This is a genomic window from Terasakiella sediminum, from assembly GCF_033100395.1.
Taxonomy (GTDB): domain Bacteria; phylum Pseudomonadota; class Alphaproteobacteria; order Rhodospirillales; family Terasakiellaceae; genus Terasakiella.
In genome coordinates this window covers 87,531-100,933 of sequence record NZ_JAWLVJ010000017.1, presented here as the reverse complement: position 1 = coordinate 100,933, position 13,403 = coordinate 87,531, and the positions used below count along the sequence as shown (strand labels likewise).

Genomic DNA, 13,403 nt, shown 5'->3' with positions numbered 1-13,403 from the left:
GGATAATCACGCTGTGTGCGCTTAACCCGCTTGTTTTCTTTGTTTCCCATAATAAGTCTCCAATCTGTCAACTTATTTCAGGACGGGTCAGCACAAATAAAAAAGCCCACTCTAAACAAGAGCAGGCTTTCTTAATCTTTAAAGCGGTTAAAAAGGCTGATTAAGCAGCTTTCTTAGCTTGAGCTTTTTTAACGCGGCTTTTCAAACGGCGTGCTTCGCGTGGCAGTTTGTCAGCTGCTGTATCCAAAAGATACGCATCCAGACCACCTTTATGTTCAATGGTGCGAAGTGCAGAAGTGCTAACGCGCAGGCTAACAGAAACGCCCAGAGCGTCGCTTACCAAAGTTACATCTTGCAGGTTCGGCAAGAAACGACGACGAGTGCGGTTTTTAGCGTGGCTTACATTGTTGCCAGTTTGAACGCCTTTACCAGTAAGTGAGCAGCGACGTGCCATAATACAAATCCTTAATCTCATAAACACTGAAGGTGGGGCCAGACATAGTCCCGCCCTCAAGAGAGACCCGCCTTTTACGGAAAAGGTTTACCCGCGTCAAGGTGAATCTGACTCTTTTATGAATAAAATTGAGTTTTCTATATATGTGTCACTTTTTTCATCCTCTCATGGTCATGTTGCAGGCGCGAATACGTCTTTGGGATGCTACTTAAACTTTAGAAGTATTCATATAGTATAGTATAAGTAATTTTTGGCGGTTTTATGTATTCATATGCCATATTTGCGTGATTTTTCACATTTTTGTAAAAAAAATCCCGATTCTCATTCTAAATACCGCGACAAATGGTTGTTTTGAAAACAGAAAGTCTACCCTAAGGGAAAAACTGCACACCTTTACACGCATCAAATACAATCTTTGCATGCTTAAGTGAGTCTGTTTGTGCAATATAATTGAAGTATAAACTATTAAGTGTTATATCCGGGCACAACTTTTGGAAATCAATTGTAAGTTTTGTTTCAAAATCAACCAAAGCGAGATTTTTGTTTTGGGGTGGGAGATTTCAACCTAATTTTCAGTTGTGACAAAAGATTAGCGGGAGAGTTCATAAAGGCTCTTCGAATTATGTAAAGTAAAAAATATAACAATAACAATATCTTGAAGGATAAACCAATGTGGAACTACCGACCTCTTAAGGCTGAATCTAAAGATCGTGCTTTTCTGTCCCCTTTCTTTTCTATGAACAATGCAAATGTATTATCACCGTATCTGGATACGATGAAACATATTGTGTCAGCATCAAAAGTTGCATCAAATGCATCTGAAGATGTTCAGGAAAACACTGTTTCAACCCCTGACGGTAAGTGTGATATTAAATCTCAGGTTGAGAAAAGGCTGCCAAAATCAGAAGAAAAAATTAAACTTTCGTCACCTTTTGTCGGTGGTGCAACGCCGAAAGAAATGTTTACAGTATTCGGTAAGGTTGGAGAGCAAGTAATAAGTAAACCTAATGTTGTTTTGGAAGAAACGGCAGAGTTGGCAAAGAATTTAAGTGCCGTTGTTACCCGCAAGGAAGAAATTGCACCAGAAAAAGGCGATCGCCGCTTCAAGGACAGTGCCTGGCATCGCAGCCCCATGCACCAGATGGCCATGCACGGCTATCTCGCCTGGTCAAAATCCGTAAACAACATTATCGAAAATGTTGGCCTGGATGCGAAAGATAAAGAGCGCATGCGCTACATCGCTTCATTGATGACAGACGCCATGTCGCCTTCTAACAACCTGATGACCAATCCGGCTGCTTTGAAAGAAGCGCAGGAAACGGGTGGCAAAAGCCTGGTTGAAGGGTTCCAGAATCTGCTGGACGATATGGCAAGTAACAATGGCATGCCGTCGCAGGTTGATAAATCCGCCTTTGAAGTGGGTGGCAACCTGGCCGCGACTTCTGGTGCGGTTGTATACAAGAACGAACTGTTCGAGCTGATCCAGTACACCCCCAAAACAGACATGGTTCACGAACGTCCAATGATGTTCATCCCCCCTGTTGTGAACAAATATTATTTGCTGGACCTGGCACCGGGCAAAAGTGCGGTTGAATATCTGGTAGAGCAAGGTTTCCAGACATATATGGTCAGCTGGCGCAACCCAAGCCGTGAACATGCGCACTGGGGGCTGGATGAATATGTTGCAGCTATGGTTGAAGGCATTGAAGCCATTCGCGAAATTACTGGTTCCGATCAAATCAACCTCTATGCCGCCTGCACAGGTGCGATCCCAATGAGCGCGCTTTTGGGGTACATGGCTGCCAAAGGTAAGAACTATGTTAAGTCTGCTTCCATGGTTGTGGCTGTTCTGGACAGCAACGACAACAAGTCGCTCGGTTTGTTTGCCAATGAAGAAACTATCGCCCAAGCCAAGATGAAGTCCAAATCCAAAGGTGTGCTGGATGGTAAGGAAATCGGTCAGGTCTTTACCTGGATGCGTCCAAACGATCTGGTCTGGAACTATTGGGTCAATAACTACCTGATGGGCAAAAAGCCACCAGCATTCGACATCCTGTACTGGAACAACGATGCAACACGTGTGACAGCCAAATTGCATGAAGAACTGTTGGATGTATTTTCACTGGATTTGCTGCGTAAACCGGGTGGCCTGACCATCATGGGGGAACCGATTGATCTGTCTAAAGTTGACTGTGACATCTATATGGTTGGTGGTGAAACAGATCACATCAGCATGTGGAAAGGCTGTTTCAATTCTTCCAAATTCTTCGGTGGCGAGTCAGAATTCGTCTTGTTTAACTCTGGTCACGTACAGTCAATTATTTGTCCGACAACCAACCCAAAAGCCAAGTACCACCATAATTCCAAAGGCGCGCAAACGGCAGAAGAATGGTATGAAGGTGCAACAGAAGCATCCGGTTCCTGGTGGGAACACTGGAAAATGTGGCTGGCACAACGTTCTGGCAAAAACAAAATTGCCCCGAAAGCATTTGGTAGCGAAACGCACCGCCCAATCATTGCCGCACCCGGCATCTATGTGATGGAAAAATAATCCAGCCACAGAAATAAAAAGAATCCTTCACTTGGGTCAGACATTATTGTTTTGAGCCTGGGCCGCAATCTAGACTAGGTTGCGGCCTTTTTTTTGAGGGCGGCTTCGCGTCTGACAATATAAAGAGTAGAGCTGAAAATGATGCCTGCCCCGATCCAGGTATAAAGATCGATGGATTCTGCAAAGAAGAAGTAAGCGATGGCCGATGCAAAAATCATATGGGTAAAGCTAAAGGGCATGGAAACAGAGGCATCCGCGCAAGACATTGCTTTTGCCATGGCAAAATGACCAACAGCCGCACTAAAACCCATGCCGATCAGCCAGACATAATGGCTTGGTTCCGGCCAGACCCAGACGGGCGCGGCTCCAACCAGAGACATGGGCGTCATAAAAAGTCCCATATAGAAGACAATGGTTGCCGGATGATCCGTGCTGGACAGACGCTTCACGGTCAAAAATGTGCAGGACATAAAGATGGAAGAAGCGAGGATCAGAATCGTGCCCAGCTGAACTTCCTGCATGCCCGGTCGTACGATAACCAATGTCCCCGCAAATCCGATGCAAAGGGCAATCCAGCGATGGGATTTGACTTTCTCCCCCAAAAACAAAGCTGCCCCCAATGTGGTAAACAGCGGCACAGTAAAATTAAGTGCAGTTGCTTCGGAAATCGGGATCAGGGTCAGCCCCATAAACCAGCAAGACATGGCCAATGTACCGAAAATTGCGCGCAGGATATGGGCTTTGGTGCGGGTGGTCTTTAAGGTTTTCCAACCTGCATGGGCGACCATGGGCATCATGAAAAACCAGCTGAACAGATTTCGAAAGAAGACCATTTCCAATGCCGGGATGACACCGGACATGTAGCGGATCATGCCCGACAGACATGCGATCGAGGCACAAAAAAACACCATCCAAAGGGCGGCACGGGTCGTATTTGACATGCTTTCCATGGATGGTGTTTAGCGTCTTAAGGCGATTTAGGCAACAAACCGTTTGATGAAATCATCCAGTTCGGTCTGGCCTTTCGCCGCATTTTCCTGTGTAAAGTCGATGAAACCGGAATTGATGTTTTGGTACATCTCAACAAACAGGTCAGCGGTTGATTGCGGGAAACCGGCCTGCACCAGACCCGGTGCCCAGCCTTCTTCCGGCACTTCGATGGGGGTGATGTCTTTGTTCAACGCTTTTGAGAAAGCCTGCGCCACATCACGCGGGGAATACTGCGCAGCGCCTTTCAGTTCCTGAACGCGGTGAGCATCATCACCTGGATTTAACAGGCTGTCTGCGATTTTCTTGCCGATATCCTGTGTGGCGATCATATCGATCTTCATATCCAGTGGCTGTAGGAAGCTTGGCAGCACACCATCGTTCAAGACAGGTTGCAGAACTGCGCCCCAGTTTTCAAGGAAGTAGCCGGGACGAATGGCGGTGGTTTTGATCGGGCTTTTTTCAAAGAGGCGTTCGAAATAGGCAAGTGTGCGGATGGGGCCTGTTTTATCGTCGTGGGAGTGTTGCGCTCCGACGGAAGACAGGAAGACCACATGTGGAACGTTTGCATCTTCTGCTGCCTTGACCAGAATTTCGGCAAGTTCCATACGGCTGCCGAGGAAATCTGTGCTGGCGTAATCCGGTGGCAGCATCAGATAGGTGGCCTCTGCACCTTCAAGGGCTTTGGTTACAGCGGCGCCGTCGAAAAGATCAGCCACCACAACCTCGGCACCTTTGTCTTTCCAGACGAGGCCTTTTTCTTCGGAACGCACAATGACGCGTACGTCCTTGCCTGCATCCAAAAGGGCTTGTGCGGTGGCGGAACCAGTATTGCCTGTAACACCTGTAATAACGAACATGGGGGGATACTCCTGATAAACTTTGTTTGTGTGTTTGAACTGAAGACAGAATATCCGGATCATTTGCATAACTCTAATGCATGGTTTATATAAAATACATGCATGAAGTGAATATTAGAAATCTTGATCTGAATTTGCTGGTTCAGCTGGAAGCTTTGCTAAATGAAGCGAGCGTGACGAAAGCTGCAGCTTCCATTAACCTCAGTCAACCCGCGATGAGCCGGGCACTGGATCGTTTGCGTCATATGTTAAAAGACCCGCTGTTGGTTCGTTCGGGTCGCGGGATGGTGCTGACACCACGGGCAGAAGCCTTGCGCAGCCCTTTGCAGAATGCGCTGGAACGGGTGCGTACCGTGCTTGCACCTAACGAATTTAATCCAGCCACATCCCAAGCGCATTTTCGGATCATCGGGGTGGATTATTTCAGCCATGTGATGATGCCTGCGGTGCTGGAACGATTGTACCGTGAGGCCCCCAATATTCAGGTCTCCATCGAAAATATGTCTGCTGGCGGGATTGAAGCCTTGAAAGCCGGGGAGATTGATCTGGGCATCGGTGTGATCGGGGATGGGCCGAAGTTGGAGACCAGCTATCATCAGAAACTGTTTGATGATGACTTTATCTGTGTGATGCGCAAAGGCCATGTATTGGCGAATGCGCCTTTGGATCTAAACGGATATTGTGCTGCGGATCATGCTTTGCTGAGTGTGACGGGCAAAGGCGGTGGGGCGATTGACGGTCTGCTTGAGAATATTGGCCGTACCCGTAAAATCTCTTTGCGCTTGCCACACTTCCTCGCCATTCCTTCTGTCGTTTCCAGAACCGACCTGATCACGACTATCCCCAGAAAACTCGCCATGCTGTTTCAAGGTCAGGGCGTGGCGATGTGTGAACTTCCAGGAGAGCTGGAAAATCCCGGTTTCACCATTTCCCAAATCTGGCATGAACGGTTCCATCATGATCCAGCCCGAAAATGGCTTCGCTCCATTGTGAAAGAGCTTAGTCGAAGAATTTGACAAAAAACTCTCAGTTGACCGACGTCATTTAATGACACGCATCTGATTTGATAGAAATGTCTTCAGCAACACAAATCAGGAGCATCACTTATGACGACTTTTCGCCTTTCCGTTTCAGCTGATAATAAAATCTCAGGCATTGCGTCTGATATTGAGTTAGGCCCACAGCCGGATGGAAGTGCTGTTCATGAGATTTTCAATTGTCCCCCCGAAGCACAATTGGAAGATGCGACCTACCTGCTTGCCAAAGGTCCGTTAAAAACTGACAGCTATCGACATAGCTTTGCAGACTTGGCATCTGGTGGTTCTTCCTGCTGTGGTGCTTGTAGTTAAACTCCTTTTCGAAATGATCAACCTCCCTCCTTAAACCCCGCAAATTAGCCCTTGCGGGGTTATTTTTGTCGATCAGGCAGATTTTCGTCTTCCCAAACTTTAAGATTATCCAGCGTTACGCGCTTGAAACCGTCCGGGTCTGCTTCCAGCAGCTTTTGTTTTTCGGGTGGTATATCCAGATAGTCGCTGAGGTGTGTCTGCGCCCACAGGACCATATCTGTCATCATATCGATCAAATCCTTGCCCATGGGCAAAAGGTAATAAAGCTTTCTGCGCTTGCTGTCGGGATGGGGGATAGCGGCGATCAAACCAGCTTCTTCCAGCTTTTTAAGGCGAATCGTCAGGATGTTGCTGGAGATTTGTTCTTCGGCTTCCAGCATATCTTTGAATTCTCGGCGGCCAATGAACATCAGGTTTCTGATAACTAGCAAAGTCCAGTGATCCCCAATGATATCAAGGGAACAGGCGATGGGGCATCCGGTGCGATTGCGGTGTTGAATTTTGGCGACCATAAATATTACTTGCATAATAGAAGTGAAAGTGACTTAATAATTCTATTATAGAAGTGTTATTGGAGTCGGTAAATGAAAAAGCTTATCCTGTTTGTCACAGCCTTCTTTGTTTTGACCATGTCCTGGGCGTACCCGTGGCATGTGATCTGGTTTCATGATCTCTATCAAAGCTGGGGTGCGATGGGCCGGGAGCATCCGCTGATGGAATTTGGTATGCTGGCTATACTGATCCAAGGCACAGTGATCGGCATTCTTTATCCCTATTATTATCAGGGCGTTGGGCATCCGATTGTGAAAGGGGTCAAGTTTAGTTTGATGATGGGGTTGATGGTTTATTCTGTCATGGGATTTGCTAATGTGGCCAAGCTGAATATTAATCCCGTTGGCGATTATCTGATCTATCATACCGTCTTTCAGACCATTCAGTTTGCTGTCGTCGGTGTGGCCCTTGGATGGATTTATCGAAAATGAGTGCATATGAAAAAGCCGTTGAAGCCTTGTTGAAAGAAGATGGCGTTGAACTTTCCACCATGATGAAAACCCCCTGCCTGCGTTATCGAGGGAATTTTCTGGGGATGATGTTCGATAAGGAAGACGCGCTCATCATTAAAGTGTCGCCCGAACGGGTCCTGGAATTGATGGATCAGGGTGTGGGGCGGGAATTTAATTTCACAAAAAAAAGGTTCAAGGAATGGGTCCTGATTGGGGCTGAATTTCAGGAAGATTATGAGGGTTATTTACGCGAAGCGCTGGCATATTCACGTCTTTAATGTGATTTTTTTATATGCGCGTTTTCTTAAGGAATGTTGTATAACCCTTTGATAAACTTAAGTTATATAACTAAGGTTTATCGGAATATATCCAAGGTTTATGGACGCAATTCACTAAGTCCGATACTCCAATGTTCATCACAACCGCATTTGTGCCCCTTGCATTGAATCTTGGAATTGAACATGGTTTTTTCTGCCCATTCCCAGCCTTCATTTTCTGACTTTGATATGGTCCTGAAATCCGTTTTCGGGGAAGCCGTATCCCTGCCTGCAAATTTTTCGATTGCTAAAGGCGGATACGAAAATCTGGGCAATGACCTGTTGCTGACAAGTGAGAGCGGCGAAACAATTCTGATTGAGAATTATTTCGCCATCTCCCCCACAGGGATCGAAGCCGGGCAGGGTTTTATCCCGTTTGATCTGACACAGAAATTGGCGGGCAGTCAGACACCCTTGCAATATGCACAAGTAGGCGCGACGGACAGCTTGGGTGCGATCGGTCAGATTGAAACGGCAGAAGGAACAGTGACTGTCCTGCGTGCAGATGGGTCCAGTGCAACGTTGGAACTGGGTGACGCTTTGTATCAAGGTGATGTGATCCGCACAGCAAAGGGGGCCAGCGTCGGGATCACTTTTGAAGATGAAACCACTTTTTCTCTGGGCGAAGAGGGCGAGATGGTTCTGGATGAGATGGTCTATGACCCAGATACTTCCAGCGGGTCCATTTCAGCGTCCTTGACCAGCGGGGTCTTTTCCTTTGTTTCCGGTCAAATCGCCAAAACAAATCCAGATGCCATGGTGTTGAGCACCCCGGTTGCGACCATCGGTATTCGCGGCACCCAAGGGGTGATCAAACAGGAAAATTCTGGCCCCATGCAGGCAGTGCTGATGGAAGAACCAGGTGGGTTCACGGGGGAATTGATCCTGACCAACGCGGCGGGCACGGTGACGCTTAACCAGGCAAATGCTTTTTCCTCTGTCTCTTCTTTCAATGCAAGCCCGGTTCAGCCGATTACCATCAATTCGGTTCAGCTGGTCAGTGCTTTTGGCGGACGGACCTTGCAGGTGTTGAACAGCACACGCAGTGCCGCAACCCAACGCCGTGCCCAGCAAAAACAACAGGAAGCCGAAGCCGAACAACAAGCCGCCCAAGAAGCCGAAGCTCAGTTAAATGAAGCGCAGGCAGAAGCGGAAGCTGCCCAGTTGGCAGCCGAAGAAGCGCAGGCCGCTGCCGCTTTGGCCGAAGGCGCCGAAGCAGAGGCCCTGTTGGCTGAAGCAGAAGCTTTGTTGGCAGAGGCAGCCGCTGCAGAAGCCGCATTGCTGGAAGCCCAGGCACAGGCGGAATTACTGTCTTTGCAAGCAGCACAGTCCGCAGAACTCGCCACCCTCATTTCACAAGAAGCAGCACTTCTGGCGTCCGTAGAGGCTGATTTTGATTCGCAACTGACGCAGATTGAGGCGGATATCAACAACCTGATTGATCAGGGGATCAACCCGATTGCTGGGTTGATCGGGGGTCCCGGTGGTGATTTTGGCCCTGCACCCTTTGATGTTTTCATCGATCCGGGTGCGGAAGTGACGCTGGATAGCGCAGACGCAGATTTCGCTTTTTTCCAGGAGATTTTGGAAGAGATTGCAGCAGAGGAAGCTTTCTTTGAAGAAGCCTTTTTGGCATTTGAGCCTCCGGTTGATCTGCCGCCAGAAGAGTTGGTCTTTGTCCCAACTGTTGCAAATGATCCTGAATTTGCGGATTTTGAAGATAACCCGAATACCGAGGCGACCTATACCGCAGGGGACGAACCGGTTGATTTCTTCCTGAGTGATGATGCGAATTATGATACCTTTATCGGCAGTGCAAACGGTGCGGATTATATCTATCTCACCAAATTCCCGACCACTGCAATCACGATCAATCTGACGTCTGCAACTGGCGGAACGGTCAACTATACAAACGGCTTTTATGATACCTACAGCAGTGTTGAAAAAATCTTCCTGAGCAACGTCAGTAATGTGGTCAACGTCCATGACATGAATGCCTTGGATGGATTTTTTGGGACACATCTGCAAGGGGGGGCAAATGCTTCAAACAACACGTTGGCTATTAAAGCAACGGGGAATGTCAGCCTCGATCTTTCCTATAATACGACTGAATTGACCCAGTTCTCTCAATTGGATGTGTCCGATACGGCTTCTAATGTCTCACTTACGCTGGATGAGTCGGGTGTGAACCAGTTTACCAGCGGGAACACCCTGACAGTTGATGGCGATGCTGCAGATAGCATTCAGTTGCATGGCTATGATTTTATCGGGTCCTATGATGCCACTTATAACCAGTATGTTGGCTCGACGAACGGTCATGTTATGCATATCAACAAAGCTGTGACCAATTTTTCTGGCAGCCTGAGTTTCCGCGATACGACGAACTCAGCAGATACCTTTACGGGCTCCAGTTCAGCCTATAATAACACGTTCAAGGCAACGGCAGATGTGGGCTTTAGTGATACGTTCAACGGTGTTTCCGGTGGGTCGGATACATTGGATTTAAATACATATATTTCATCAGACCTGATTGTTGATATCACGCAATCCGGTGGCGGCACAGTCGCTTATGCGGGTGGTGGGCAGTCAGACAGCTTTACAGCGATGGAAACCCTGCAACTCAGCAACCAGACAAATACGGTCAATGTGTCTGATGCCAATTTCTTCTCCGCCCTGACGATTGGGACCAGCGGATCATCCGGCACCACCAATGTGTATTTGAAAAATACGGCTGCCCAGACGATCAATGCCAGTAATACCGTGCAGGGCCATATGGCATCCTTTGATATTACGGGCAATGCGGCAGGCATTGATAATATCCTACAGATCACATCACTGGATGTGAATAACCTGGCGAGTGCGTCGGTCTATGATAATTCGACAGGGAAAACAGCGTCATCTCTGATTATAGGTGGGGACAGTGGGGATGTTTTGCAGTTGAATAAAAATGAAGCCTGGGTTCAACAGCCTGTAAATCTAGGGGACACACATGTGAATTGGACTTTTGATGACGGTTTTGACAGCTATACAGTTTCTGTAGCAAATGCGGTTCAGGTCGATCACACCCAATATGCGGTTTAAGTCTGTAAAGTTTTATGACAATGGTATGACCAAAGGCGCAGATTTCCTGACCTTGAGGGGGATTTGAGAGAATCGGAAACGGTTTTTTGCACGGTGCGGCCCGAAATTATACTTTAGGAGGTGTTATTACCCCTAAAAAACGAAGGGGCCTTGGGGCTCTAGCTCTATGTTTTATAAGCTAGAAACGGGCTAAGTGATTGGTAATACCGAAAAAATTCCTAAATGTCGTTGCCTGAAAGCGGTCCAAAGACTACAAATACGCCCAGAAAATTTTGTAGTCGCCTTATCAAATTTAAGGCATTTGGGAGTTTTGAAACAAATGACTGATATCATTTATACAATCGTTGATGAAGCACCGGAACTGGCAAGCGGCTCTTTCCTGCCGATCATCCAGAAGTTTGCTGGCGCTGCTGGTATCGAAGTTGGCACCAAGGATATCTCGGTTGCCGCACGTATCCTTGCGTTGTTCGATCTGCATTCTGACGATTTGGCTGAGTTGGGCGATCTGGTGAAAACACCGGAAGCCAACGTAATTAAACTTCCTAACGTTTCTGCGTCTGTACCGCAGCTGGTTGCGGCGATCAAAGAACTGCAGGATCACGGTTTTGACATTCCTGATTATGTTGAAAACCCACAAACGGATGCTGAAAAAGAAGCCCGTGCGAAATACGACACGGTTAAAGGTTCTGCTGTAAACCCTGTGCTGCGTGAAGGTAACTCTGATCGTCGCGCGCCATTTGCGGTTAAAGAATTTGCCAAGAAAAACCCGCACCGTATGGGTAAATGGACAAAAGACAGCAAGACACACGTTTCCACGATGGGCAAAGATGACTTCTTCTCAAATGAAAAGTCCACAACACTGGCGGCTGCAACAACTGCGAAAATCGAATTCGTTGGTAAATACGGTTCCAAGCAGACCTTGAAAGACAGCCTGCCCCTGCAAGCTGGCGAAGTTCTGGATGCGACATTTATGTCTGTTAAAGCGCTGCGCACTTTCCTGGCTGAACAAATCGCCGAGACAAAAGAGCAAGGCATCCTGTTCTCGCTGCACATGAAAGCGACAATGATGAAGGTCTCTGACCCGATCATCTTCGGTCACTGTGTTGAAGTCTTCTATAAAGACCTGTTCGAAAAGCACGCAGATACTTTCGCTGAACTGGGCGTGGACGTAAACAACGGTTTTGGTGACGTTGAAGCTAAAATCGCTTCTCTGCCAGCTGACAAAAAGGCAGAGATCGAAGCGGACATCAAAGCTGTTTATGAAGCACAGCCTGACATGTATATGGTGAATTCCGACAAAGGCATCACCAACCTGCACGTCCCATCTGACGTGATCATCGATGCATCCATGCCTGCTGTTATTAAAGCTGGTGGTATCGGTTGGGGCCCTGATGGCAACGAAGGCGACACAAAATGTGTGATCCCTGACAGCTCTTACGCTGGAGTTTACGACGCGGTTATCGAATTCTGTAAAGAAAACGGCGAATTCAACCCGGCAACAATGGGTTCCGTTCCAAACGTTGGTCTGATGGCGCAGAAAGCGGAAGAATACGGTTCTCACCCACAAACATTTACAGCACCTGCTGACGGTACAATCCAGATCGTTGATGCAGACGGTAATGTTCTGCTGTCACACGACGTTGAAGGTGGTGACATCTGGCGTGCATGTATGGCCAAAGACGCCCCAATTCAAGACTGGGTGAAACTGGCTGTATCTCGCGCACGTGCAACAGGTTCTACAGCAATCTTCTGGCTGAACGAAAACCGTGCACACGATGCAGAGCTGATCAAAAAGGTAAATACTTACCTGCCAAACCACGACACCTCTGGTCTGGACATCAAGATTATGGCACCTGCTGATGCAGCGAAACTGTCTTGTGAAATGATTGCTCGTGGCGAAGATGCGATCTCTGTAACCGGTAACGTACTGCGTGATTACAACACTGACCTCTTCCCGATCCTGGAAGTTGGTACATCTGCGAAAATGCTGTCTATCGTTCCTCTGATGAACGGTGGCGGTCTGTTTGAAACAGGCGCTGGTGGTTCTGCACCAAAGCACGTTCAGCAAATGGTTGAAGAAGGTCACCTGCGTTGGGACTCTCTTGGTGAGTTCTGTGCATTGGGTGCGTCTTTCGAACACCTTGCAAATGTGAAGAACAACCCATCTGCGGCCCTGCTGGGTAAGACACTGGATGAAGCAACGGCGAAACTGCTGGACAAAAACGAGTCTCCTTCTCGTAAAGTAAACGAGCATGACAACCGTGGTTCTCACTTCTGTATTGCGCTTTACTGGGCAGAAGCTCTGGCGGCACAGGACGAAGATGCGAAACTGAAAGAGTTCTTTGCCCCAATCGCGAAAGCGCTGGCTGAAAACGAAGACAAGATCCGTGCTGAGCTGATCGAATGTCAGGGTTCACCCGTTGATCTGGGCGGTTACTACCACCAGGATCAGGCAAAACGCATTGCGGCCATGCGCCCATCTGCGACCCTGAACGCGATCATCGACTAATCTTTTTTAGTCACTGATCTATATTCAAAGAAAGGCCTGTCCCTTAACAGGGGCGGGCCATTTTTGTTGTTCAAAAGTTTCCTCAATTATAGATAACAGATTGAAAAAATACCTGATACCTCAATATCCCTGTATTGCTTGTGGATACTTGGGTTGCGCGCTTGAGAATTGCTGTCAGCGTGTAATCTTTTGGTTGATATAGCGTATAGCGGGAAATCTATCCCTTGAACGCCATCTGAAAATATGAGAACAATTTTGCAACTGGCGTCTCGGGAGCAGGTTTCTGGGGCG

At 47.7% G+C, this 13,403-nt stretch carries 11 protein-coding genes; 7 read left to right on the top strand and 4 right to left on the bottom strand.

What is annotated here, in order from left to right:
- Positions 1-160: 160 nt before the first annotated feature.
- Positions 161-454 carry a 50S ribosomal protein L28 gene (gene rpmB / locus RYZ26_RS13940; protein ID WP_317683837.1) on the bottom strand — a complete coding sequence of 98 codons (294 nt, stop codon included), beginning with the start codon at positions 452-454 and terminating at the stop codon, positions 161-163.
- Positions 455-1,241: 787 nt separating this feature from the next.
- Here rpmB and RYZ26_RS13935 point away from each other — a divergent pair.
- Positions 1,242-3,005 carry an alpha/beta fold hydrolase gene (locus RYZ26_RS13935; protein ID WP_317683836.1) on the top strand — a complete coding sequence of 588 codons (1,764 nt, stop codon included), beginning with the start codon at positions 1,242-1,244 and terminating at the stop codon, positions 3,003-3,005.
- 74 nt (positions 3,006-3,079) lie between these two features.
- Here the strand turns inward: RYZ26_RS13935 and RYZ26_RS13930 are convergent, their stop codons facing one another.
- Together RYZ26_RS13930 and RYZ26_RS13925 are read right to left on the bottom strand one after the other, a co-directional pair.
- Positions 3,080-3,946 carry a DMT family transporter gene (locus RYZ26_RS13930; RefSeq protein ID WP_317683835.1) on the bottom strand — a complete coding sequence of 289 codons (867 nt, stop codon included), beginning with the start codon at positions 3,944-3,946 and terminating at the stop codon, positions 3,080-3,082.
- Between the two features lie 36 nt (positions 3,947-3,982).
- Positions 3,983-4,852, bottom strand: a complete 870-nt coding sequence (locus tag RYZ26_RS13925) for an NmrA family NAD(P)-binding protein (RefSeq protein ID WP_317683834.1) — start codon at positions 4,850-4,852, stop codon at positions 3,983-3,985.
- Between the two features lie 107 nt (positions 4,853-4,959).
- Between RYZ26_RS13925 and RYZ26_RS13920 the strand changes: the two genes are divergently transcribed.
- Both RYZ26_RS13920 and RYZ26_RS13915 read left to right on the top strand, forming a co-directional pair.
- A complete protein-coding gene (locus tag RYZ26_RS13920) occupies positions 4,960-5,868 on the top strand; it encodes a LysR family transcriptional regulator (protein ID WP_317683833.1) in 909 nt (302 codons plus the stop codon).
- 90 nt (positions 5,869-5,958) lie between these two features.
- Positions 5,959-6,201, top strand: a complete 243-nt coding sequence (locus RYZ26_RS13915; protein WP_317683832.1) for a hypothetical protein — start codon at positions 5,959-5,961, stop codon at positions 6,199-6,201.
- A gap of 59 nt (positions 6,202-6,260) precedes the next feature.
- Here RYZ26_RS13915 and RYZ26_RS13910 read toward each other — a convergent pair whose 3' ends face one another.
- Positions 6,261-6,713 carry a winged helix-turn-helix transcriptional regulator gene (locus RYZ26_RS13910; protein WP_317683831.1) on the bottom strand — a complete coding sequence of 151 codons (453 nt, stop codon included), beginning with the start codon at positions 6,711-6,713 and terminating at the stop codon, positions 6,261-6,263.
- Between the two features lie 72 nt (positions 6,714-6,785).
- Here RYZ26_RS13910 and RYZ26_RS13905 point away from each other — a divergent pair, with 72 nt between their 5' ends.
- From RYZ26_RS13905 to RYZ26_RS13890, 4 genes are all read left to right on the top strand, one after another.
- Positions 6,786-7,184 (top strand): hypothetical protein, encoded by a 399-nt coding sequence (locus tag RYZ26_RS13905; RefSeq protein ID WP_317683830.1) that lies wholly within the window; start codon positions 6,786-6,788, stop codon positions 7,182-7,184.
- Entirely contained in the window at positions 7,181-7,483 is a 303-nt protein-coding gene (locus RYZ26_RS13900) for a hypothetical protein (RefSeq protein WP_317683829.1), read from the top strand. The genes RYZ26_RS13905 and RYZ26_RS13900 overlap by 4 nt, the downstream gene beginning before the upstream one ends.
- 183 nt (positions 7,484-7,666) lie before the next feature.
- Positions 7,667-10,603 (top strand): FecR domain-containing protein, encoded by a 2,937-nt coding sequence (locus RYZ26_RS13895; RefSeq protein WP_317683828.1) that lies wholly within the window; start codon positions 7,667-7,669, stop codon positions 10,601-10,603.
- 319 nt (positions 10,604-10,922) lie between these two features.
- Positions 10,923-13,112: an NADP-dependent isocitrate dehydrogenase gene (locus RYZ26_RS13890; RefSeq protein ID WP_317683827.1), complete on the top strand. Its 2,190-nt coding sequence runs from the start codon at positions 10,923-10,925 to the stop codon at positions 13,110-13,112.
- Positions 13,113-13,403 lie beyond the last annotated feature (291 nt).

Excerpts from the sequence above, each read along its gene's own strand:
- rpmB (WP_317683837.1), bottom strand. The coding sequence starts at position 454 with ATGGCACGTCGCTGCTCACTTACTGGTAAAGGCGTTCAAACTGGCAAC.
- RYZ26_RS13930 (WP_317683835.1), bottom strand. The coding sequence starts at position 3,946 with ATGTCAAATACGACCCGTGCCGCCCTTTGGATGGTGTTTTTTTGTGCC.
- RYZ26_RS13925 (WP_317683834.1), bottom strand. The coding sequence starts at position 4,852 with ATGTTCGTTATTACAGGTGTTACAGGCAATACTGGTTCCGCCACCGCA.
- RYZ26_RS13915 (WP_317683832.1), top strand. The coding sequence starts at position 5,959 with ATGACGACTTTTCGCCTTTCCGTTTCAGCTGATAATAAAATCTCAGGC.
- RYZ26_RS13910 (WP_317683831.1), bottom strand. The coding sequence starts at position 6,713 with ATGGTCGCCAAAATTCAACACCGCAATCGCACCGGATGCCCCATCGCC.
- RYZ26_RS13905 (WP_317683830.1), top strand. The coding sequence starts at position 6,786 with ATGAAAAAGCTTATCCTGTTTGTCACAGCCTTCTTTGTTTTGACCATG.
- RYZ26_RS13900 (WP_317683829.1), top strand. The coding sequence starts at position 7,181 with ATGAGTGCATATGAAAAAGCCGTTGAAGCCTTGTTGAAAGAAGATGGC.
- RYZ26_RS13895 (WP_317683828.1), top strand. The coding sequence starts at position 7,667 with ATGGTTTTTTCTGCCCATTCCCAGCCTTCATTTTCTGACTTTGATATG.
- RYZ26_RS13890 (WP_317683827.1), top strand. The coding sequence starts at position 10,923 with ATGACTGATATCATTTATACAATCGTTGATGAAGCACCGGAACTGGCA.